At 39.8% G+C, this 25270-nt stretch carries 16 protein-coding genes; 13 read left to right on the top strand and 3 right to left on the bottom strand.

Annotation, left to right across the window (positions count from 1 at the left end; all coding sequences use genetic code 11):
• Positions 1-3: 3 nt before the first annotated feature.
• Positions 4-1884 carry an LTA synthase family protein gene (locus B2O97_RS03535; protein WP_286766938.1) on the bottom strand — a complete coding sequence of 627 codons (1881 nt, stop codon included), beginning with the start codon at positions 1882-1884 and terminating at the stop codon, positions 4-6.
• A gap of 287 nt (positions 1885-2171) precedes the next feature.
• Between B2O97_RS03535 and B2O97_RS03530 the strand changes: the two genes are divergently transcribed.
• The 7 genes from B2O97_RS03530 (at position 2172) to B2O97_RS03500 (ending at position 15849) form a co-directional block, all read left to right on the top strand.
• The gene (locus tag B2O97_RS03530; protein ID WP_112375522.1) at positions 2172-4808 is read left to right on the top strand and encodes a valine--tRNA ligase; all 2637 of its coding nucleotides are present in this window, start codon (positions 2172-2174) and stop codon (positions 4806-4808) included.
• 475 nt (positions 4809-5283) lie between these two features.
• Positions 5284-5586, top strand: coding sequence for a DUF4342 domain-containing protein (locus B2O97_RS03525; RefSeq protein WP_070562949.1), 303 nt, complete (start codon positions 5284-5286; stop codon positions 5584-5586).
• A 19-nt stretch (positions 5587-5605) separates the two neighbouring features.
• A complete protein-coding gene (locus B2O97_RS03520; protein ID WP_070562952.1) occupies positions 5606-5980 on the top strand; it encodes a MauE/DoxX family redox-associated membrane protein in 375 nt (124 codons plus the stop codon).
• A gap of 377 nt (positions 5981-6357) precedes the next feature.
• Positions 6358-11643 (top strand): translocation/assembly module TamB domain-containing protein, encoded by a 5286-nt coding sequence (locus B2O97_RS03515; protein ID WP_286766937.1) that lies wholly within the window; start codon positions 6358-6360, stop codon positions 11641-11643.
• Complete coding sequence (locus B2O97_RS03510) at positions 11615-13939, top strand: BamA/TamA family outer membrane protein (protein ID WP_236560277.1); 2325 nt, start codon at positions 11615-11617, stop codon at positions 13937-13939. Before B2O97_RS03515 ends, B2O97_RS03510 begins: the two co-directional genes overlap by 29 nt.
• 373 nt (positions 13940-14312) lie before the next feature.
• Entirely contained in the window at positions 14313-15251 is a 939-nt protein-coding gene (locus tag B2O97_RS03505) for a malate dehydrogenase (RefSeq protein WP_286766936.1), read from the top strand.
• A 154-nt stretch (positions 15252-15405) separates the two neighbouring features.
• Positions 15406-15849, top strand: coding sequence for a retropepsin-like aspartic protease (locus B2O97_RS03500; protein ID WP_112376512.1), 444 nt, complete (start codon positions 15406-15408; stop codon positions 15847-15849).
• Here B2O97_RS03500 and B2O97_RS03495 read toward each other — a convergent pair.
• Entirely contained in the window at positions 15835-17055 is a 1221-nt protein-coding gene (locus B2O97_RS03495) for an MFS transporter (RefSeq protein WP_286766935.1), read from the bottom strand. The two genes, B2O97_RS03500 and B2O97_RS03495, sit on opposite strands and share 15 nt — an antisense overlap.
• A gap of 181 nt (positions 17056-17236) precedes the next feature.
• Here B2O97_RS03495 and fsa point away from each other — a divergent pair, with 181 nt between their 5' ends.
• The 3 genes from fsa to rnr all read left to right on the top strand — a co-directional run bounded on the left by fsa (position 17237) and on the right by rnr (position 20980).
• Positions 17237-17896, top strand: coding sequence for a fructose-6-phosphate aldolase (gene fsa, locus B2O97_RS03490; RefSeq protein ID WP_286766934.1), 660 nt, complete (start codon positions 17237-17239; stop codon positions 17894-17896).
• A 266-nt stretch (positions 17897-18162) separates the two neighbouring features.
• Positions 18163-18591, top strand: a complete 429-nt coding sequence (locus tag B2O97_RS03485; RefSeq protein WP_046671865.1) for a Fur family transcriptional regulator — start codon at positions 18163-18165, stop codon at positions 18589-18591.
• 256 nt (positions 18592-18847) lie between these two features.
• Positions 18848-20980 carry a ribonuclease R gene (gene rnr / locus B2O97_RS03480; protein WP_201638564.1) on the top strand — a complete coding sequence of 711 codons (2133 nt, stop codon included), beginning with the start codon at positions 18848-18850 and terminating at the stop codon, positions 20978-20980.
• Between the two features lie 121 nt (positions 20981-21101).
• Here rnr and B2O97_RS03475 read toward each other — a convergent pair whose 3' ends face one another.
• Entirely contained in the window at positions 21102-21521 is a 420-nt protein-coding gene (locus B2O97_RS03475; RefSeq protein ID WP_083295824.1) for a hypothetical protein, read from the bottom strand.
• A 585-nt stretch (positions 21522-22106) separates the two neighbouring features.
• Between B2O97_RS03475 and rpsL the strand changes: the two genes are divergently transcribed.
• The 3 genes from rpsL (at position 22107) to fusA (ending at position 25262) form a co-directional block, all read left to right on the top strand.
• On the top strand, positions 22107-22520 hold the full coding sequence (gene rpsL / locus B2O97_RS03470) for a 30S ribosomal protein S12 (RefSeq protein WP_002993550.1): 414 nt from the start codon (positions 22107-22109) through the stop codon (positions 22518-22520).
• A 19-nt stretch (positions 22521-22539) separates the two neighbouring features.
• Complete coding sequence (gene rpsG, locus B2O97_RS03465; RefSeq protein WP_046671863.1) at positions 22540-23007, top strand: 30S ribosomal protein S7; 468 nt, start codon at positions 22540-22542, stop codon at positions 23005-23007.
• Positions 23008-23138: 131 nt separating this feature from the next.
• A complete protein-coding gene (gene fusA / locus B2O97_RS03460; RefSeq protein ID WP_070562972.1) occupies positions 23139-25262 on the top strand; it encodes an elongation factor G in 2124 nt (707 codons plus the stop codon).
• The last annotated feature ends 8 nt before the right edge of the window (positions 25263-25270 follow it).

The following is a 25270-nucleotide window of genomic DNA, read 5'->3' as shown; positions in this document are numbered from 1 at the left end:
GCTCTAATATTTTAAAAATTCACGATATACGTCTTGATAATACGCTTTACCGATATTCAATAAGCTGTCTGTTTTGCCAGCGGGATATTCCTTATGGGACCTATAATTAATAATCCGTCCTACATTATCAAAAGAAACAGCCTGTTGAGGTGTGATCACTCCAAAGGCATCTTTGGAATTATAGAACGCTATTTGAGGTGTCGTCGGATTAAAAAGATCCCGGCTCCAATGATAACGATCTGTAGGGAGTTTCAGTTGTGTCAATAAGGTAGTCGCCAAATCCGTTTGATTGCCGATTCTATTGAATATTTTCCCACGATATTCAGGTTTGATCACATCACCGAAAAAGATCAGCGGAATATGAAAGCGATTGGGGTGAAATAGCTCCCATTTTTCTGAAGGAAGGCGATGTCCATGATCAGCCACAATTACGAAAAGGGTATTTTTATACCAAGCTTCCTTTTTAGCTTTATTGATAAAATCAAAAACAGCTGAATCCGTATAGTTTGCCGTACTTCGGAATTTATCCGCATTGGTAGCATTGCCAAATTTATAGCCGTGTTTTAACTCAAATGGTTCGTGATTAATTAAGGTAAAGATCGTCGAAAAGAAAGGTTGTTTTTCTTTTTTAAAATCCTTGATCATCTGATTAAAGACCACATGGTCATATACACCCCATGAGGCACGTTCTGCATCCAATCCAAAATTGGCATTATCCACCACCCTAGACATCCCATGCGTCAGCATATACGATTTAAAATTGTAAAACTCGCTCTGACCACCATGATAAAATGATGTTTCATAGCCGGCATGATCGAACTCCTGTCCAATGGCAGGCATATTTTCATGTTTGTCGATATACTTGATAATACTCTCGGGTCCTTGTGCCGGAAAACCGCTCAACACCGCTACCATGCCCTTATCGGATCGATCAGCAGCAGAATAAATATGGTCAAACAAAATACCGCCTTTAATCAATTCTTCCATGTGTGGCGTAATTCCCTTTTCCCCGCCAAGAGACTGAATGAGATCGCCGACAAAACTTTCCAACAAAATAATAACGACATTCGGACGAGTCGTTGACAATACCTCAACGGCAGAATCAGGTTGGCTTTGAAAGGCGGGTCGTAGCTTGTCCTGAAAATCCTTCTGATCCGCGTAATAATTATAGGGGTTTTTCAGTTTGGTACTTTCGGCAAAGAAATCCCGTAAAAAAGACCATTGGGTATTAACCGCTGCATGATTATAAAACGTTTCCTCGGAATAATAGGCTTTACTAGGGTTTAGTGTCGCTCTCCCATAACCACCGCGGATAAACGTGAAAAGTACAAAGACTCCGATTGCCAGTTTGAAAAAATTACCTACAGGAGATTTGATATTGAAAAAAGAGACTTTTTTAAACATCCAACGGTACAGAAAATAACCACAGAATATACCGATCAACATCCCAACGATGGGGAGAAACACCGGCGTGGATTCAGCCGAAGCGACGGCACCCGAAGGCGAAGCAAAAAATGCATCTATGGCACGTTTAGAAATCTTGTCGCCCCACTCCCGATAAATATTGACATTGATAAAACTTGTCACAAAGAACAATACCAGGACGATAATGGTATAAATATCGAGGATCAGTCTTTTGGGTTTCAGTTTTGGAAAGAAACTTAATAGGCAATACACCAGAAATGGTAATGCACAGATATAGGAGACTGCAGAAAAATCCAGATTCAGACCATGGTAATAAATCCTGAAAATTTCTGTGAAATTAGAAAAACCTATCTTCTCAAAAAAAGCAATAACAAAAATCAATCTATCTATAAAACAGATAATTAACCAGAACAGAAAATACTGTGTTAAAGCTCTAAGCTCATTAGCAAATCGTTGCATCCCTTCGTGTAAAAATAAAACAGGCAAATTTACATTAATTTACATGAAATACGGGCTAATTACTTAGTAATATGAAGAAAAGATTAAAAAAGTATAAATCTTACGTTATGCTTTACCTCACTGCAATAAACGCCTCTTCTGCTTAGGAGGATCCTCATTAAACGTATTGCTTAGCCATTATTCATAACTTCTTTTTGTTTGAGAACAAGATCAATGGATTACTAAGGAAAATAACATAGAATTCCTTACTTTTGTGTTCCTTAAAAGTTTGAATACAAAAATTTAAAATGAGCATAGCGAAAACTTACAATCCAAAAGAAGCTGAAGAAAAATGGTACAGCTATTGGAAAGCGAATGGATTTTTCCGTTCCACCCCGGACGAACGTGAACCTTACACGATTGTGATGCCCCCTCCGAATGTCACGGGAGTATTGCACATGGGGCATATGCTGAATAATACCATTCAAGACGTTTTGATTCGCCGGGCACGTATGCAGGGGAAAAACGCTTGTTGGGTACCGGGGACCGATCACGCCTCCATTGCCACTGAAGCTAAGGTCGTCGCTATGTTGAAAGAACAAGGAATTGATAAACGATCTTTATCTCGTGAAGATTTCTTAAAACATGCTTGGGAATGGAAGGAAAAATACGGTGGTATTATTCTAAAACAGCTCGAAAAACTTGGCGCTTCCTGTGACTGGGATCGTACACGTTTTACCATGGATCCAGAATTATACCAATCTGTTATCCGTGTATTCGTCGATCTATATCATAAAGGATTAATCTATCGTGGTTACCGCATGGTCAACTGGGATCCTGAAGCAAAAACAAATATCTCAGACGAAGAGGTTATTTATAAAGAGAAAAACGGCAAATTATACCACTTGAAATATCAGGTTGAGGGAACAGATCAATACATTGTTGTGGCGACTACCCGTCCTGAAACCATCTTTGGTGACACAGCCGTGTGTATCAATCCCAATGATGAACGCTATACCTGGTTAAAAGGAAAGCAAGTCATTGTGCCGATCGTTGGCAGAAAGGTGAACATCATCGAAGATGAATATGTCGATTTGGAGTTTGGTACTGGATGCCTTAAAGTTACTCCAGCACACGATGTGAACGACTATGCACTAGGTAAAAAGCACAACCTGGAATTTGTCGACATCTTTACCGACGAAGCAAAACTAAACGACAATGGCCTGCATTACGCAGGTATGGATCGTTTTAAAGTACGTAAAGAAATCGAGAAAGAGCTTGAGGAAAAAGGGTTATTGGAGCAAGTTGAAAACTATACCAATAATGTTGGAACTTCAGAGCGAACAGGTGCTGTTATAGAGCCAAAAATCTCCAATCAATGGTTCCTAAAGATGGAAGATCTTGCAAAACCGGCATTGGATAATGTGATGAATGATACCATTAAATTTCATCCGACAAAATTCAAAAATATCTACCGCAACTGGATGGAGAATGTTACCGATTGGAACATTTCAAGACAATTGTGGTGGGGACATCAGATACCGGCGTATTTCTATGGCGACGGAAACGAAGACTTTGTGGTTGCACAAACGGTTGAAGAGGCCCTTGTTCTAGCGCAAGAAAAATCAGGTAATACAGCGCTTCAATTGACCGATCTACGTCAAGATGAGGATGTGCTTGATACTTGGTTTTCAGCTTGGCTATGGCCAATTTCAGTTTTCAATGGCATCAACGAACCAGAAAATGCAGAAATTAATTACTATTACCCTACGCAAGATTTAGTCACTGCTCCGGATATTATCTTCTTTTGGGTAGCACGTATGATCGTTTCGGGCTATGAGTTCCGTGGACAATTGCCTTTTGAAAATGTTTATTTCACAGGTATTGTACGGGACAAACTGGGCCGCAAAATGTCTAAATCACTGGGCAACTCTCCCGATCCGATAGATTTGATGAACGAATATGGTGCAGATGCAACGCGGATGGGCATGTTATTGACTGCTCCAGCAGGTAACGACCTTCCTTTTGATGTAGAACTTTGTGTACAGGGCCGTAATTTTGCCAATAAAATCTGGAATGCCTTCCGCTTGGTTAAAGGTTGGGAAATTACTGCTACTCCGGCTTCAGATTCAGATAAGATTTCAGCATCTTGGTTTGAGGCAAGGTTAAATCAAGCCTTGGTCGATATCGAAGAAAACTTCAAACACTATCGTTTATCAGATGCATTGATGACAACCTACAAATTGGTATGGGATGACTTCTGTGCTTGGTACCTTGAATTAGTGAAACCGGCTTATGGCTCCCCTATTTCTAGTGAAACCTTAGAGACAGTAAAATCTTTTTTCCAACGTATACTCACTTTAGTACACCCTTTCATGCCTTTCTTGACAGAAGAATTGTGGCACGACGAACTGTTCGGTGTGAAAGACGAGAAAGATTGCATTATCGTCGCCGCTTATCCGACAGCAACTGATTTTGATGAGCAGCTTATCAAAGATTTCGCTGTCGCTCAGCAAATTATTTCGGAAGTTCGCAATATCCGCAATTCTAAAGGTATCTCCCCTAAAGTAGCATTGCCATTGGCTATCAATCAACAATCAGATATCAATTTAGCACAATATATTGACATCATTACCAAAATTGCAAACTTGGAAGGCGTAACTTTTGTTTCTGAGAAAGTAGCCGGAGCCGCAAGTTTCCTTGCTGGCAAAGACGAATGTTATGTTACTTTGGAGAACAATATTGATGCGGATGCTGAACGTGAACGTATTGCCAAAGAATTGGAATACCTAAAAGGTTTCCTTGTATCTGTAGACAAAAAGCTTTCCAATGAGCGGTTTGTGCAAAATGCTAAACCTGAAATTGTTGAAAACGAAAAAAGTAAAAAGGCAGATGCCGAAGCAAAGATTAAAATTCTTGAAGAAAGCTTAATAGCATTGGGCTAAGACCTATGCAATAGAGCTAATAAATTTTGTAAAAAGTCCCGTGCGCTGCGCGGGACTTTTTTTATATTTCAAGATAATCAAATTCGGAGATCCTTCGGTGCTTCTTCGGTGCTTGTTCGGTACTTCTTCGGAGCTTATTCGGTCGCAACCGAATAAGCTCCGTCCTATATCCGTATCATTTACGTTAAATAATCGTGTAAATGATGAAGTCGGTTCCTAGCTTTTACACACCGAAAATCCGGTTTCTGCAAAATGCTAAACAGGCGGTTCAAGAGAATTTCGGTTGGCCATTCACAGGTAATATATATGTTAAGGATGCACGATATAAACTTGTAAAGTAAAAATGCAACATGAAGTTCTCCCGTTTAAACAGTGCACTTTATAATTGCTCAGCAACAAACAATGCAATTAACTTTATACGGATTCCTGTAAAAAAATGAATAACTTTATAAGAGCGAACTTAAATTATAGCATTATGGGATTCAAAGAAACATTTCAGATTAACGGTGAAAACCTTTTACAGAAAATCAAGGAAATCATTGCCGAGGGCAATGTGAGCAAAATCAGCATTGCGGACAAACATGGTAAAGAAATCATGAGTTTTCCGGTGACTATCGGCGCAATAGGCTTGATCTTAGCACCTGTTTTTGCAGCAATTGGTGCTGTCGCAGCATTGCTTACAGAATGTACCATCACTGTAGAACGAAATACAAACAAGGAAGAAAAAAATGACGAGGATAACAGTACTGATCCGCCAACAACGATAACAGTAAAATAATGAACTAAAATTGACCGTTATGAAGATTTTTAAAAATATACTTTGCATTTTATTTGCCTTGCTTTTCATCAATGCGGGGCTAGATAAGCTTTTTCATTATATGCCTACGCCACCTATGGATATGGACATGAAAAAGGTATTTGAGGCTTTTGCTACGATAAAATGGTTAATGCCACTAGTCGGAATTATCGAACTCCTGAGTGGTTTACTGTTTATTTTTCCAAAGACAAGAACTTTAGGTGCATTAGTCATCTTTCCAATACTCATTGGCATTTTTACCCACAATATGATTTTTTACAGCCAACTGGGATTAATTATTTGGGCCGTACTTTTCATTATATGGCTATGGGTGGTATTTGAAAACTGGGGCAAGTATAAAAAATTGATGGAATAATTGCCTTATCTTCCCCAAAACAACTATTCGACAGAATACTACATGTATTAATTACCTATTTTTTTGACAAATTAATAGGTATTTAATGCTTTTATTAACATAAAATTAAAAAACAAAAAACTTTGTACGGCTAGAATGGTTTGGTCAATTATTTGATGTGTTTTTAGAACAGCCCCGAAGATATAATGACTTTATATAAGGGAAATTAGAAACTGTCTAATATCTGCTAGCAGGTATAAAACAGAAATTAAACTTGCATTTACAGGCAAATTTATCTTAGTTTGCTGAAATAGTGGCGATATATGTTAATATCTGTAAACTTAGCAAACTTTTTTCCGTTTTAATTTTTATTAATAGATACTTAATCAAATAATACGTTGAACAGATTTACCCGAATTGCTTTTAAAACAATATTGTGGATTATTGGAGTCATCATTGCGCTGGCTATTCTTATTGTATTTTTAATCAGAATACCTGCCGTTCAGAATTATATTGCCGGAAAAGTAACGCAATATGTAGAAGGCAAAATTGGTACCCCTGTTAAAATTGGCTACATTAATATTGATTTTCCTAAAAAACTGGTATTGGAGGATATCTATTTAGCCGACCAAAGTAAAGATACCTTAGTAGCAGGAAAAAGCATTGCTGTTGATATCAATATGCTCAAGCTGTTGAAAAACACAGTTGAAATACAGCGTCTCGAAGCAGAAGGAATCACTGCAAAAATTCGACGTACATTGCCGGACAGTTCGTTCAACTTTGATTATATTGTTAAAGCTTTCGCTTCCCAAAAAGAAAGCACAGCAACTGCAGACAGCAGTTCAGCCCTCCTATTTAACCTCGATAAAGTCAAATTTGACAAATTTCATATTGTTTATGCCGATGACGTCATTGGAACAAGTGCCGATGTTTACCTGAACAGCCTAAATACCAATATCAAAAAGTTCGACCTCACAAAAAACATGGCCTTCAATCTTCCAAAAGTGAAAATAGATGGTCTGAGCGCCACAGTGAAACAATGGCGGCCGATTAAGGACGGTACAGCTCCCTCGGTCGAAGACTTTGGCATTACGGATAAAACCGCACAAACAACCGCCTTGCTTCCCGATGTCGGTATACAGATCGCATACCTGACGAATATCTTAGTACGCTACGAGGATCAGTCTAGCCTGTTGAACACCAAATTTTATATTAAGAACCTCCATGCGGACATTAACAAGATCGACCTTAACAAAGAACTTGTCGATATTCAGACGATCAATCTTGACGGTTCAGACAATACTGTGCTCTTTGGAAAGATCCAGAAAAAAGTAAACGCAGCAGCGAAAAACACCGCGGATACAACCAAAATAAACTGGGTTGTTTCTGCCAAAGAAATCCAGATCAATAAAACAAGCTTAGCTTATAGAGACGATAATCAGGCCCGTATGAAAGGCTTTGATTACTTCAACATTAAGATCCCTGGGATGAAAACCAGTTTAAATGATCTTTACTACAGTGCCGATTCCATCAGTGGATCACTCAAAGAACTTGTAGCCTCCGATCAATCGGGGTTTGTGATCAAGCAATTGAAGGGGGATTTTAAGTATACAAATACCGGTGCGGAGATCAAAAATCTATATGCAGAGACGCCACGCACTCTGCTGCGTGATTACTTAAAAATAACTTATCCTTCTTTGGATGTTATCGCTAAAAAACCAGAACTGATCTACGTCAATGCAACCATCAAAAAGAGCCGTGTTGATATGCGCGATATCTACTATTTCGCTCCTTTTTTGGACACCATGCAGGTGATGAAACCGTTGATGGACAAAAAATTTAATATTGATGGTCGCGTTGTCGGGAAGTTAAATGACCTCAATATTCCGGCAATTGATTTTCAAACCCTGTCCAACACACGTGTTATTGCAAGTCTACATTTAAAGGGGCTACCCAATGTCGATAAAATGTCCATGGATCTTAATTTAAAAAAATTGACTACAGGACGTTCGGATATCGAAAAGCTGGTTTCAAAGAAAATGTTGCCGAGCGGAATAGAATTACCCAATACAATCGGACTTACCGGAACTTTTAAAGGCGGAATGAATGCGTTTAACACCAATCTTTCGTTGGTAACAGAGAAAGGGACGGCCAAATTTAATGGTAAAGTAGGCATGATAGGCCGCGATACAACCTATGATGCTTTCGTCAGTATTCGTGATTTTGACATTGGTAAGATCATGAAAATGGACAGTACGTTAGGCATACTTTCCTTTGAAGGGAAAATTAAGGGTCATGGAACAGATCCCAAGAAGCTTGTCGCCAACTTTGATGGCAAAGTAAATCGGATGGATGCCATGGGCTATCGCTACCAGAATATCGATATGAATCTTACAGCAGACAAAGGGGACATAAAAGCCGCTGTCGTCAGCCCTGATCCAAATATCCAATTGAAGTTAAATGCGACAGCCAATATGAAATCCAAGTATCCACAGGTGGATTTTGAGCTTATGGTAGACACTATCAATCTTAAAAAGTTAAAATTGATGGATGACGAGTTCAAATACCATGGTAAACTCGTTGGAAATTTCAGTTCAGCCGATCCAAATTTTTTGAACGGAGAAGCACACATTACCAATTCATCCATTGTTTACAATGATGCTTATTACTCGCTAGACAGTATATCACTAATTGCAAAAGCGGATACTAGCCGCAACTTGCTACTTTTAAAATCGGACTTTTTAAACGCCCATTTGGTCGGAAAATACAAAATTCTAGAATTGCAGAATGCCGTTCAAGACATCTTACAGGTATATTACCAACCAGGCAAAGCTGTTAAAGTGCCCAAATACGACCCACAGAACATCGAGTTTTCGGCCCAATTGACGCGAACTAAGTTTATCAAAGATTTCTTGCCAGAACTGACAGAGATGTCGGATATCACATTGGATGGTATGTTTAACAGTCAATCAAAAACGATTCTCGCCAAGTTGGATGCACCGAAAATAATCTATAATGGCACTGAAATCAATAACGTTACTTTGGATATCAATACCCTCGACAGTACACTGTATTACTCGGCATTGATCAATAAAATCAAGGTAAGCAATATTGAACTGGTGAATACCGTATTCAGTGGTAAAGTCATCCAAAACAATTTGGATTTCGGTCTCTGGATAAAAGACAAGAAAGAGAAAGAGCAGTATCATTTGGGTGCCAATATGCGCGTTGATAATGGCGCATTCGTTTTTAGCCTACTTCAGGACGGCCTTATGCTGAACTACGACAAGTGGACGATAAATCCAAACAATGTACTCAAATTTGGAAGCACAGGTATTCAGGCCAGTGATTTTATCTTAAGTAATAAAGGACAGGAGCTGAGCATATCATCGCAGGATAGTGTGCTCAATTCGCCGCTCAACATTGCATTTAAGAATTTCCGCATTGAGACATTAAGTAAAATGCTTGAAAGTGAAACAGTCGATCTTGGCGGCGGCATTAATGGCCAGGCAACGATATCACGCCTAGAAAGCAGCCCTGTATTTGTTTCTGATCTTGTGATCGATAAATTTTATATTGGAAAAGATACCGTTGGTAATGTCAATATAAAAGTGAATAATCAAAAAGAAAACACCTATAATGCGAATATCAGTATCAGTGAAAATGGCAATAATGTCGTATTAAGTGGTGATTTTATCAGTCCTCCCCAGGGAGAGGCAAGCCTGGATTTCACTTTAGATATTGCACCGCTTTCTATGCAGACGGTTCAGGCATTTAGTCTGGGCTATCTAAAAGACTCGAAGGGAAACTTGGAAGGCCAGTTAAAAATAACAGGATCGCCATCCAAACCCCGCATTAACGGCGATGTTAAGTTTAAAGATGCTCAGTTCAATATTGCTATGTTGAATGCACTATTCAAAGCGAAAGATGAAACCATTCATTTGGATGAAAGAGGCATTACTTTCCCAAAATTTGCATTGGAAGACAAAAAAGGAAATATTGCCAAGGTAACGGGATCCATAGAAACCAAAACATATACTGATTTTGATTTCAATCTCAATGTCAATACCGACAATTTTGAGGTACTCAATTCAACACAAAGCGACAACGACATGTTTTATGGTAAAATGTACCTTACGTCGAACCTGCGCATTCGGGGGAATCTGGATAAGCCTATCGTTGATGGGACAATCAAGGTGTTAGATGATACGGACTTTACCTTTGTTATGCCAAACGAGGATCCTGGGATGGCCGATCGTAAAGGTGTTGTCGAATTTGTTGATAAGAGTGATACAACAAGAGCCAATGTATTTGCAAAATTAGATTCTATGACTGTTACCCGATTGACGGGAATCGACGTAGATCTAAATCTTCAAACCGATAAGGACGCCAAATTTAAGATCCTCTTGGATGCTGGTTCACAGGATGCACTGAATATCCAGGGTGAAGCGGAACTGAACGCCGGTATTGATGCAAGTAGCAAAATTACCTTGTCAGGTACATTTACAGTAGACAAAGGAAGTTATTCCTTCAGTTTTGGCCCCGTGAAAAAGGATTTTACATTCCGAAAAGGAAGTACCATCACTTGGAATGGAGATCCCTTGGATGCGCAGCTAAATATCACGGCAGCATACACAACCAAAGCACCAACCCTCGAACTTGTAGCGACGCAGCTGGGGTCGGAAAACGCTAATTTGTACAAGCAGCGGATTCCTTTCAATGTCTTACTGAAGATTACAGACAAACTGTTCCAACCGCAACTAAATTTTGATATCGACTTGGACGAAAACAACTCGGTTGTTTCGCAAGATGTGATTAGCAAGGTTAATAATGCTTTGACCACCTTACGTGAAAATCCGTCTGAGCTGAACAAACAGGTCTTTTCACTGATTGTTTTGGGGCGCTTTATGTCGACCAATCCATTTGAGAGTTTATCCGGTGGCGGCGGTACGGAAGCCATTGTCAGAAATAGCATCAGTTCGTTCCTGAGCGGTCAATTGAACCGCCTTGCCTCCGAGCTTATCACCGGAGTAGAGCTGGACTTCAACCTAACTTCGGAAGAAGATTACGCTACTGGAGCTGGCCAGACCCGAACAGATCTGAATATCGGCGTGTCTAAAATGCTTTTAAATGACCGTTTAAAAATTACCGTTGGCTCTAATTTTGAAGTTGAAGGAAATACACGTCCGGGAGAAACAGCCAACAACATTGCTGGAGATATCCAATTGGATTACCAACTTTCGCAAGATGGCCGCTATTTTGCGCGGGTATATCGTAAAAATCAATATCAGGTTACACTCCAAGGTCAATATGTAGAAACGGGTATCGGATTTATCATCAATATGGATTACAACCGATTTAAGGAGATCTGGATGAGTTCGAAAAAACTCAAAGAGTATTACGACACCAATAGCAAGGGTTTCAGAAAACGTTTCGATGTAGAACGTATGGAAACCGATTCAGTCTATCGCGACAGTGTACGCACCGTTATCCGAGATAGTTTGATGACCCATAGTCCTGAATACAGAAAGCGTATGGAGGAAAGAGAAAAAGAGAGACGTAAGCAACAGCTGGACTCAACGAAACGTACGCCGAAAAGCGATAGTCCAAAATCAACTATAGATACCATCAGAACGACAGCTATAAAAAATGAAGATGAGGAAAGGAATTACCATGCAAACTAAACTGAAGTATATTGTGGGAATAGTTTCATGCGCTGCATTCATAGCATCCTGCTCTTCCACCAAGAATCTAAAAGAAGGGGAAAGCTTATATGTCAAGGGCAATGTAATAGTCGATTCGGACACGATATCCAAAGAAAATAAGGAAAAGATTGCGACTCATTTAGAAGCTGCACTGATGCCAAAGCCCAACAAACGTTTGGCCGGCGTGCCATTCAAGCTCTATTTCAACAATATGGCCGGGGACTCTGCGGGGAATAACATCATTAAAAAATTCCTCAAGAAGATCGGTGAAGAACCAGTACTATTGAGCGACGTCAATCGCGAATATAATGAAAACCTATTGCGCAATCGTCTGGAGAATTTTGGATTCTTCAATGCGGAAGTGAAATCGGACACCTTAGTTGAAGACAAAAAAGCAACCATTAATTATACAGCCAAGCCTAATCTGATCTACCGAATCAGATCTGTTCAATTCGACATCGACAGCACAACACAGTTGGGTAAAGATATCCGTTCGAGCTCGGATAAAAGCCTCTTGCAAGTGGGTAAGAATTACAGTTTAGATGTTATCCTCAATGAGCGCGACCGCATCGACAATGACCTCAAAAATAGAGGGTATTATTATTTCAGTCCCGATTACATCCTAGTTCAGGTAGACAGTTCGCATCGGAACAACAAAGTCGATATGTATGTTACGGTGAAAAAGGAGACACCGGCACAGGCAAGGGTACCGTCCAAGATCAATAAAATCTACATTTTCCCGAACTACACGGAAACAAGCTCCGGTTATCAGCGATCCACCCGCAATGCGGAACTATATGATAGCAGTTACTATTTTATAGACCGCCAGCATCTGTATAGAAAGCCTGTGATCGCGAATCATATCTTCTTCCATCCAGGCGACGTCTATAACCGTAATGCCCACAATCAAACCATCAGCCACCTGGTGAATCTCAATAGCTGGAAGTTTGTCAAAAATAACTTTGTCGACAGCAAAGAAGTCCCCAACGCACTGGACGTCTACTACTACTTAACTCCATTGCCCAAGAAATCACTCCGTGTGGAACTTTTAGGAAAAATGGCCTCAGTATACAATGGTACCGAGGTCAATGTCAACTGGACTTTACGCAACGCATTTAAAGGCGCGGAGCAGTTGAGTTTTAATGTATTCGGTGGTTATGAAACCCAGACCGGTGGGTCGGCTGACCTCAATTCGAGTTATTACCGTTACGGGATGGAGGCTACACTGACTTTTCCACGGATATTGTCCCCTTTTGGACGGATTTCACCGACACGGCGTTTTATCCCGAAGACTTACGTCAAAGGACGGTATGAATTTTTAAATCGCCGCAAAGCATATACCTTAAATTCCATCGCATTGGATTACGGTTATATCTGGCAGGAGTCTGAGGAGAAGCAGCACGATCTTGCTTTAATGGAGATTACCTATGTCCAGCCTAAAGGGATCTCAGAAAACTATCAAAAACAAATGGATACCATTCCGGCGTTAAGGCATGCAATAGATCCACAATTTACGATTGGCCCAAATTACAACTTTACGTTTCAAAATACGATGAAGCAGCATTTGAAAAATACCTTTTATTTCAAAGGCAACTTGGACCTCTCGGGGAATATACTCGGATTAATAAAGGGAGCAGATTTCAATAAAGGGAAAACCTTCAAATTGTTCGATGCGTATTTTTCCCAATACATCAAGATCAGTGGCGATGGAAGACATTATCTCAAATTGTCGGAGAATTCGCAGCTTGCCTCGCGGGTCAGTCTGGGCTTAAGTTATTCGTATGGCAACTCGCGGTCACTCCCCTATTTAAAACAATATTATGTGGGTGGACCTAACAGTATCCGTGCTTTTGGTGCTCGTGCAATTGGTCCCGGAACAGTTGCCCCTGAAAAATTAAGCAATGGGCTTTTCTATGCAGACCAAACCGGTGACATCAAATTAGAGCTGAATACCGAATATAGAGCCAAATTAGCGGGCTTTGTTCATTGGGCAGCGTTCATTGATGCGGGGAATGTGTGGTTGCAACGGGATGACGTCAACAAGCCCGGCGGTAAATTCAGCAAGAACTTTTTGAATGAATTAGCTGTTGGCGGTGGCGCTGGATTACGCTTCGACTTTACTTTTCTGATCATACGTACGGATATGTCAATACCTTTCCGCATCCCGTATCTTCCCAAAGGAGAACGTTGGGTATTTAAGGATATCGACTTTGGAAGTTCAAGATGGAGAAAGGATAATTTGATGTTTAATTTAGCCATCGGTTATCCATTCTAGGATTTAAAATTTGATTTACACGATAAAAAAAACAGGCTTGAACGAATTTCAGGCCTGTTTTCTTGGGGGGTATTCCATCAGAATCATACCCTTTGGACACTATCATTATGCATTATTCGTTCAATGGCATTTGCCTTCTTATCGATTATGTCAAAAAACAAGTTATTCCCACGAAATACATTGATTTACTAACAATAATTGATTAAATTCAAGAATTATTTATTAATCCACATCAATGCACATGAAATATCCATGTAAAGAATACGCGCATTCGTGAAGAGAGACTGGATATTTTATACGGCATAGAAAACCGCCGAAGGCAGCATGAATTCTTAAGCGGAAATTAGCTCATGAATAAACAAATAATTTACATATGAAAGTAACTATTGTTGGTGCCGGTGCTGTAGGAGCAACTACAGCGGACAATTTAATCCGTCGAAATGTCGCCGAAGAGATTGTATTATTGGATATTAAAGAAGGATTTGCGGAAGGTAAAGCGCAAGATATGGCACAAACTGCCGCCTTGTTGGGTTTTGAATCAAAAATCAAGGGAGTAACCAATGACTATCTGTCCACTGCAGGTTCTACCGTTGCCGTCATTACGTCGGGAATTCCACGTAAACCCGGAATGACGCGCGAAGAACTAATTGGCACAAATGCGAATATTGTCAAGTCTGTGGTGGAGAACCTGGTAAAATATTCTCCGGATATTATCATTGTCATCGTTTCCAATCCCATGGACACCATGACTTACCTGGCACTTAAATCAAGTGGATTACCAAAAAATAGAATCATTGGAATGGGGGGCACATTGGATTCAGCCCGATTCAAATATCAACTGAGCAAAAAACTGAATGCTTCTGCGGCCGATCTCAATGCCATTGTCATTGGCGGCCACGGAGATACAACGATGATTCCACTTATCAAGCACTCCACGTGGAACAGTATTCCAGTCACTGATTTCCTTACCCCGGAAGAGCAGGACGAAATTGTACACAAAACGATGGTTGGTGGCGCAACCCTAACCAGTCTAATCGGGACCTCAGCCTGGTATGCTCCAGGAGCCGCAACAGCCGCAGTGGTCGAAAGTATCGTGCGTGATCAAAACAAGTTATTTACTGCATCCGTTTACCTCGAAGGTGAATTTGGCCAAGAAGATATTAATCTTGGCGTACCGGTTATCATTAATAAAAAAGGATGGGATCGGATTGTCCCCCTTCAGCTGGATGAAGAGGACAAAGAAAAATTCAGTAAAAGTGCAGAAGCAGTGCGTACAATGAATGATGTATTAAAAGAAATAAAAGCGCTGTAGCGCATAAACTATAAAAAGGTGAAAGGCTGTTATTCTTCAAATAACAGCTTTTTTTATGATCGGCTTAACGCATAAACGTTTTCAGGGCATTTTAAACATACGCTAGAGGCCTTAAATTTCTTTTTTAAGGGATTTTTTGGGTATGTTTGGTTATATGACAACAGTACCATTTCAATTACTGGATCTGCAGGGCCAGGGCACACATATTTTAGTCGATGTGGAATTATATAGCCGTTCATTCAAGATGGTGATTGATACAGGTGCCTCTAAAACTGTATTTGACAAAACACAGTTAGTCCATCTTTTGGAAGACCAATTACAGCTTGAGCCTTCAGAAACATTATCAACAGGACTTGGCACCAATTCGATGGAGAGTTTCAACATGAAAATTCCGAGTCTGACCATAGGTGAATGGCGGATAAAAAACTTAAATACGGCGGTATTGGATTTAAGCTCGATCAACTATGCCTATCAGCAGATGGATCTGGAACCCGTGATCGGCGTATTGGGTGGAGATATTTTTGCAGACTATGGCGCTGTCATTGATTATGCCAAACGCAGCTTAAAATTAAGAAACCGGAAATTAAAACTTAAATAGGCGTTTGTGGATATGGAGCCGGAGATAGCCATAGTATACGATTGCGATCAATATCCCCAATCCACCCATGACGTATAATGTCATTCGAAGCCCACTGTAACTCGCTAAGGAACCGATCATCAACGTCCCAATGGGAAATATTCCCTGAAAAGCCATAACGTAATACGAGATTGCCCGGGCGCGATAGATTGGTATGGCATGCGTATGAATATAGGTATTGATACTTGAGTTTTGCATCATCATGGCAAAGGACACCAACATCACATAGACGAGTGCCATCTGCAGCATACTTGAATGCGCCAAAAACAATAACGCAATTCCCATAAGTGCAGCAGCACCCATCACCTGATAGCGCAAATTGGTGCCCGATTTTAAACGGGCCATATTAAATGCACCAATCATTGCACCCAAGCCGGCGGCACTTTCAAACCAGGAAAACGTACGCTCATCGCCATGAAACATTTCTTTCGCTATGGCAGGTAGCAACGAGGTATACGGAATAACGATCAAGCTGGAGAATGTCATGATAATAATCAGTGAAGCAATATGCGGTGAGCGTTTGAGGTAACGAAAGCCTTCGACCAAGCCTTCCCAATTGCTTCCCTTGCTCAGTTGAACATGGGTTTCATCGACCTGCATCATCAACAATGTAATAATGACCGGAACAAAACTGATAAAATTTAGGGCAAAACAGACGAGTTCACCGTATGTACTCAGTAAAATACCTCCTATTGCAGGTCCCAACATTCGGGCACCATTGAAAATTGTTGAATTCAGGGCAATGGCATTCGGCAGATCTTTACGGTCACCAACCAGATACATCATCAGCGATTGACGACCCAAAACATCGAAGGAATTAATAACCCCTTGTATAAGACCCAAGATGGAAAGCCATAAGACACTCTCCCATTTCAGATAAACGACCAAGGTCAAGATTCCAGCCTGTATCATCAAACCAATTTGGGTCATCAGAACCAATTTATACTTTTTGTGCTTATCGACAAAACTGCCGATAAATGGAGACAGGACCAAAGAGGGCAATAGGGAGATAAACTGAACAAAACCAAGCCAAAACACTGATCCTGTCAATTCATAGACCAACCAACTGATGGCTATTCGCTGCATCCAGGTCCCCATAAGGGAAATTGCTTGTCCTATAACATGTAAACGGAAATTTCTATAATGGAGAGAACGAAAAACCTGCATACGTAAAGATAATAGTATATTAAAAGTATAACAAAAAATTAGGAGAAGAGATTCCTTTTTGCTAAAATAAAGATACAATAGGTGAAAATCAATGCTTCAATACTGGAATATAATCAATAACTTTGCGTCATTATTTTGAACATTAGAATAATCAAACAATTATCATTCAATAACATATACAATGAAATTTTTTATTGACACAGCGAACCTAGAGCAAATCAAAGAAGCCCAAGACTTAGGCGTATTAGACGGGGTAACAACCAATCCAAGTTTAATGGCTAAAGAGGGTATTAGCGGTGATGAAAACGTAATCAACCATTATAAAGCGATCTGTGCAATCGTTGATGGCGATGTCAGTGCTGAAGTTATTTCTACAACTTATGAAGAAATGATCAAAGAAGGAGAAGCTTTAGCAGCTCTTGACAGCAAGATTGTTGTAAAAGTCCCTATGATCAAAGATGGCGTAAAAGCAATTAAATATTTCAGCAAAAAAGGTATTAAAACAAATTGTACATTGGTATTTACAGCTGGTCAAGCACTATTGGCTGCTAAAGCTGGGGCAACTTATGTATCTCCTTTTATCGGTCGTTTGGATGATATCTCTACAGATGGATTAGCGTTGATCGAAGATATTCGTTTAATCTATGATAACTACAACTACCCTACACAAATTTTAGCAGCTTCTGTACGTCACAGCGCACACATTTTAGGCTGTGCTAAAATCGGTGCTGATGTCATGACAGGTCCATTATCAGCGATTGTAGCTTTATTAAAACACCCATTGACAGATAGCGGTCTAGCGACATTCTTAGCTGATCACGCGAAAGCTGAAGGCAAATAAGATTCCTATATTTCATATAATAACGAAAACCGATAGGTAAGATGACACTAATCTTAAACTTATCGGTTTTCTTATTTTTAAGAGATTCCGTATTTTTGTACTGTAAAAATGATCTCTGAGAAATGAAACATTCAGTTTCTGTTTCTTACAGATCTATTTAAAGGGAAAAAATACGATGAATAAATCCGTCGGATAGTTTTTAAACTTGCAAATAAGTTTAAATTTCTCTTAGTTTGTATTTGATCTAAGGCTTAACGAAGAAATCCATGGAAGATTCCAACACTGTATATCCAGAAATTCTCAAACGAAATAGTTTAAAAGTTACCCAACCCCGGTTGAAGGTACTTGAAATTATTTCGAGGAAAGACTCGGCAATTTCGCAGCCAGAGCTAGAGAAATTACTGGGCAAGGATATTGACCGTGTCACATTATACCGGGTATTGGCCAGTTTTGAAGAGAAAGGGATTATCCATAAAATCTTTGATCTACATGGTACAGCGACTTATGCCATGTGTTCGACAAACTGTTCAGAACATGATCATCATGATCAACACGTGCATTTTATTTGCCGGGTATGCAATTCTGTATACTGTCTGGAAGATATGACCTTACCAAAGGTGTCGATCCCAGCAGGTTTTAGTCTTGAAGCGATCGCAGTAAATGCACTTGGAGTGTGTAATCATTGCAAAAAGTAAATCAGGCTGTACCAATCCAAAACTATTTTTCTGCTGAACTGTCTTTACATTGGCTATCGGAAGGTGCTCCGTTTAGCTCCTTATTGTCCTGTCAAATGCAGTTTTTTTCGTATATTGTATTGGCATCGATCTTGATGTACAGCGCTCGTAATCTGTGGTAAAGGCTGTTTTTTTGAAATCCATTATCGTAGCCAGTCAAAGGATCCATTGGGCTGTAAAAGACCAATGTAAATGAATAATAATAAATAATAAGTGAATGAAAACAAGAAAAGAAAATCCATATAAAGAGGTGTTAACACAACTGATTATCGATATTTTCGAAAAATCGGGTAATAAGCCCCTCAACTATAAACAAGTTTCGTCAAAATTGAACCTCAACGATAACGACTCGAAAGTCGCTATCGCCGATATTTTACATGACAATGTAAGGAATGGGCTTTTTATTGAGGTGGATCGAGGCAAATTTAATTTGAAGCAACTCAAAGTGTATGTCACAGGGAAAGTAGATATGACCGCCGATGGTTCTGCCTATGTAATTCCGGATGACGAATTTGAAAATGATATTTATATCGCTCCACGGAAACTTAGACAGGCACTCCATGGCGATATTGTCAAGGTCCATACCTTCGAAAAAAGAAAAGGTGGCCGCAAAAAAGAGGGTGAAGTCGTTGAAATTCTGCAAAGGGCCAAGACTGATTTCACGGGAACAATCAGCATCTCCAACAATTTTGCTTTTTTTATTGCGGATGACCGCAAGATGCTACACGACATTTTTATTCCTTTGGACAATCTGAATGGAGCCAAGGACAAAGAAAAAGTGGTCGTGTCGATTATCGACTGGCCAAGCGGGAGCAAGAATCCTGTTGGAACGGTTAAACATGTCTTGGGCACCAAAGGGGAAAATAACACCGAGATGAACGCTATTTTGGCCGACTATGGTTTCCCATTGGAGTTCCCTAAAAAAGTAGAGGATGAAGCGAATAAAATTCCAGAAGAAATAAGCAAGGAGGAAATTGCCAAGCGGCGTGATTTTAGAAACATTACAACCTTTACCATTGATCCCGCGGATGCAAAAGATTTCGATGATGCCATCTCTTTTCAAAAATTAGAGAATGGCAACTATGAAATCGGTGTTCACATTGCGGATGTTTCGCATTTTGTGATACCCGATACAGAATTGGACAAAGAAGCATTTAACCGTGGTACATCGGTCTATTTGGTGGACCGTGTTATCCCGATGCTTCCGGAGCGTCTTTCTAATGGCGTTTGTTCCTTACGCCCACATGAAGATAAGTTATGCTTTTCGGCTGTTTTCGAATTAGACGAAAAAGCCAATGTACACCATCAATGGTTCGGCCGCACCATCATTCATTCGGACCGCCGTTTCAGTTATGAAGAAGCACAGGAGGTGATTGAAACGAAATCGGGCGATTTCAGTGAAGAGATTCTGAAATTAAATGAACTGGCCTATATTCTTCGGGAACGTAAATTTAAAAATGGTGCAATAGCCTTTGAAAGTGAAGAAGTAAAATTCACCTTGGATGAAAATGGCAAACCTACCGGGGTATATACCAAGGTCCGTAAGGATGCACACAAGCTGATTGAAGATTTTATGCTATTGGCGAATCGTAAAGTTGCCGAGTTTATCGGTAAACAAGGGCGCGGAAAAAACAAGCTAACGTTTGTATACCGGTTTCACGATGTACCTAATCCGGAGACGCTGACGACGTTCTCTCAATTTGCAGCGCGTTTTGGCCATAAATTAACCATCAAAACCGATAAGGAAACAGCAAAATCTTTAAATGCTTTGATGACCAAAATAGAAGGCAGCAAAGAGCAAAATATGCTGACTTCGCTTGCTGTACGTTCGATGGCCAAGGCGATCTATACGACAAAGAAGACAAGCCACTATGGATTGGCATTCGATTATTATACCCATTTCACCTCCCCTATCCGTCGTTATCCCGATGTGATGGTACACCGTCTTTTGCAATTCTATCTGGAGGGAGGTACCAAAATCAATGCGGAACATTATGAGAAGATGGCCGAGCATTCTTCCCAAATGGAGAAAAAAGCAGCTGAAGCCGAACGTGCATCGATCAAATACAAACAGGCCGAATACTTGCAGGATCAGATTGGCACTGAATATACAGGTATTGTCTCAGGTGTTACAGAATGGGGTATGTATGTGGAGATTGAAGAGAATAAATGTGAGGGTATGGTCAGGCTGCGGGATATCACCGATGACTTTTACGTACTTGATGAAAAGAACTATGCCATTATTGGTCAACGGAAGAAAAAGAAATTCCAGTTGGGTGATGAGGTGCAAATCCGGGTAAAGAAAGTAGATCTGGATAAACGGCAGATTGATTTTACGTTATTGTCTTAATATAAAACCACCATAACTGGTCCAACGAGCTTATTAAACGTACCCAATCGGATTTAAGACATGAAAAAGCGGTATTGAATTTAGTCAATACCGCTTTTTCATTGGAATAAGAAACAAAAAGTTATTGTTTCGTTCCTTCGAAAGTATAAAAGACTTCTGTTGCACTTGTTTTCTCTCCCTGGCAAAGAAGGGTCTTATTTTTTACATCAAACAAGAATGTTCCTTCGGGAGAAACACCTGCTGTTTGAATCGATACATTCATATTATTAATAACCTTAAATTCTTTCGTTGGTATTTTTAATGCTTTGTCCCCGATCTCAACTTTGAGTGTGTTGTCAGATACTTTTGTAACCGTCACGATTTTATCAAACATAGGACCAGTTGTGTTTGATAGATCCAATTTACCTTTATACGTACCTACAGCTGCATCGATGCTACCACCTGTTTGGATAGGTTCATCTTTGTCCTTTGAACATCCAACAAAAGCGAAAGTGACCAAGGCCAATACCACTGCATACATTAATTTCATTTTGATTTTCATAACTTGAATACATTAATTTGTTTCTACTAAATATTTATACGTTTTTATCAAACGCTTTGCCAAACAGAACGCAAAAACAGGCAAAGCAGGCAATATACTCAGAAACCAGTAGAAGAGAAATTTTGAAAAAAGGCTGTTTTTAAAGAATATTCCACAGAGAAAGAACAGCTTACGGCAGATATAAGAAAAAACCTATTCACCCCATTGAGTGGCTATTCGCCCCCCCTAAAATCGTCTATATTTTTGTACAACCAAGCATAAGGAGTTATCTCTTCGATTTTGGCAACATATGACAGCATAAGTGGCTGACAAATTAGTTTGATAGTGGAAGCGTACAAATGATGAAGATGTTGGACTACAGGCTAAACATCCCGGAGAGGGCGACCAGGTCATTAGGATAGTGAGATAATAAAGAAGCATGAAGAGGTAATAAAGAAGGGCATGGGTATATTCCAGAAAAGAGCAGCGCCAATTCAAAAAATAATCTAAATTTTATACACTAACTATTTCATATTCAAAAGAGAATCAGTATCTTTGCGAACTTAAAATATTTAAGGTACAAAATTTATAAACAAAAACAGGTAAATGCCTACTATTCAACAATTAGTTAGAAAAGGTAGAGTAGCTCTGGTTGATAAGAGTAAGTCACCAGCGTTGGACTCATGTCCACAGCGAAGAGGTGTATGTACACGTGTATATACTACTACCCCTAAAAAACCAAACTCAGCAATGCGTAAAGTAGCTCGTGTACGTTTAACAAACGGAAAAGAGGTCAACGCTTACATCCCTGGAGAAGGTCACAACTTACAAGAGCACTCGATCGTATTGATTCGTGGTGGTCGTGTTAAGGATTTACCAGGTGTACGTTACCACATCATCCGTGGTGCATTAGATACTTCAGGTGTAGCAGGTCGTAACCAACGTCGTTCTAAATACGGAACTAAGCGTCCTAAACCAGGACAAGCAGCTGCAGCTCCAGCAAAAGGTAAAAAGAAATAATTAAACGGAGGAAAGAAAAATGAGAAAGTCAAAACCGAAAAAGAGAATCATTTTACCTGATCCAAAGTTTAATGACGTTCAGGTAACACGTTTCGTAAACAATATGATGGTGGATGGTAAAAAATCTATCGCTTATTCTATTTTTTACGATGCAGTAGAATTAGTAGAACAAAAAACACAAGAAAGCGGTTTAGAAGCTTGGAAAAAAGCTTTGAACAACGTTATGCCTGCTGTTGAAGTTAAATCACGCCGTGTTGGTGGTGCTAACTTCCAAGTTCCTATGGAAGTTCGTCCAGATCGTAAAATCGCTTTGGGTATGAAATGGTTAATTTCATACGCTCGTAAACGTGGTGAAAAAACAATGTTCGAAAAATTAGCAGGAGAAATCATTTCAGCTTCTAAAGGTGAAGGTGCTGCTGTTAAGAAGAAAGAAGATACGCACAAAATGGCGGAAGCTAACAAAGCGTTCTCACACTTCAGATTCTAATTTTGAAGACATTCAAAAAAATATGATTACACCGACCTCCGATAAAAACAATCTTTTATCAAGGTCGGTGTACTTATTTAACATTACATTTAAACACATAAGACCATTAAGGTCCGCTGCTTAAAAATATTATGGCAAGAGATTTAAAATTCACTAGAAATATCGGTATCGCTGCCCACATTGATGCTGGTAAAACTACAACAACTGAGCGTATCCTTTACTACTCAGGTGTAAACCACAAAATTGGTGAAGTTCACGAAGGTGCTTCTACAATGGACTGGATGGAGCAAGAAGCTGAGCGTGGTATCACGATTACTTCTGCTGCTACAACAGTATTCTGGAACTACCGTAACAACAAATACCAAGTAAACGTAATCGATACTCCTGGACACGTGGATTTCACGGTTGAGGTAAACCGTTCATTACGTGTACTAGACGGATTAGTATTCTTGTTTTCAGCTGTTGATGGTGTTGAGCCTCAATCTGAAACAAACTGGCGTTTAGCTGATGGGTATAAAGTACCTCGTATCGGTTTCGTTAACAAAATGGACCGTTCAGGAGCTGACTTCTTGAAAGTTGTAAAACAAGTTAAAGATATGTTAGGTTCTGATGCAGTTGCTTTGCAATTGCCTATCGGTGCTGAAGATAGTTTTAAAGGTGTAGTTGACTTGATCAACAACCGTGGTATCGTTTGGAACGAACACGACAAAGGAATGACTTTCACTGAAGTTCCTATTCCTGATGATATGTTGGACGAAGTTGCTGAATACCGTGAGAAATTATTGGAAGCAGTAGCTGGTTATGATGAGACTTTGATGGAGAAATTCTTCGAAGATCCAGATTCATTGACTGAGCGCGAGATCTTAAATGCATTACGCGCAGCTGTATTGGATAACTCTATCGTTCCTATGGTTTGTGGTTCATCTTTCAAAAACAAAGGTGTTCAAACTATGTTGGATTTGGTCATGGAATTATTGCCTTCACCGCTTGATGTAGAAGCTGTAAAAGGTACTAACCCGGATACAGGTGAAGAGATTTTCCGTAAACCATCTGTAAACGAACCTTTCGCAGCTTTAGGTTTCAAAATTGCGACTGACCCATTCGTAGGTCGTTTATGTTTTATCCGTGCTTACTCTGGTAAGTTAGATGCAGGTTCTTATGTATTGAACACACGTTCAGGAAACAAAGAGCGTATCTCTCGTATCTTCCAAATGCACGCAAACAAACAAAACCCGATCCCTTTCATCGAGGCTGGTGATATCGGTGCTGTTGTAGGTTTCAAAGACATCAAAACTGGAGACACTCTTTGTGACGAAAAAGCACCTATCGTTCTTGAATCTATGACTTTCCCTGAACCAGTAATTGGTTTGGCGATCGAGCCTAAAACTCAAGCTGACGTTGATAGATTAGGTATTGGTCTTGGTAAATTGGCTGAAGAGGATCCTACATTCGTTGTAAAAACTGACGAAGAAACTGGTCAAACAGTTATCTCTGGTATGGGTGAGCTTCACTTAGAGATCTTGATCGACCGTTTGAAACGTGAATTTAAAGTAGAGGTTAACCAAGGTGCTCCTCAAGTATCATACAAAGAGTCTATCAACGGTACTACTGAGCACCGTGAGGTATTCAAAAAACAATCCGGTGGTCGTGGTAAATTCGCGGATATCAAAGTTGTTATTTCTCCAGCGGACGAAGATTTCGATTTAACAAAATCACCGCTTCAATTCGTTAATGAAATCGTTGGTGGTAAAATCCCTAAAGAATTTATCCCTTCAGTTCAAAAAGGATTTGAAACTTCAATGAAAAATGGTGTATTAGCAGGATTCCCATTATCAGGAATGAAAGTTCGTTTGATTGATGGTTCATTCCACGCTGTCGATTCAGATTCATTGTCTTTCGAATTAGCTGCTCGTCAAGCATACCGTGAAGGCTTGCCTAAATGTTCTCCAGTGTTAATGGAACCAATTATGAAAATAGAGGTTTTAACACCAGAAGAAAACATGGGTGATGTAATGGGTGACTTAAACCGTCGTCGTGGTCAAATGCAAGGTTTGGATTCACGTAACGGTGTACAGGTAATCAGAGCATTGGTTCCACTTTCTGAGATGTTCGGTTACGTAACGCAATTACGTACAATCACTTCAGGTCGTGCAACATCTACGATGGAATTTGATCACTTCGAAGAAGCTCCTCGTAACGTTGCTGATGAGGTGATTGCAAAATCAAAAGGTAAAATCAAAGGTTCTGTAGAATAATATAGAAC

This window comes from Sphingobacterium sp. UBA865 (assembly GCF_002295765.1).
GTDB lineage: Bacteria > Bacteroidota > Bacteroidia > Sphingobacteriales > Sphingobacteriaceae > Sphingobacterium > Sphingobacterium multivorum.
Note: the sequence above shows the minus strand (reverse complement) of the source record. Positions and strands in the feature narration are given on the sequence as shown.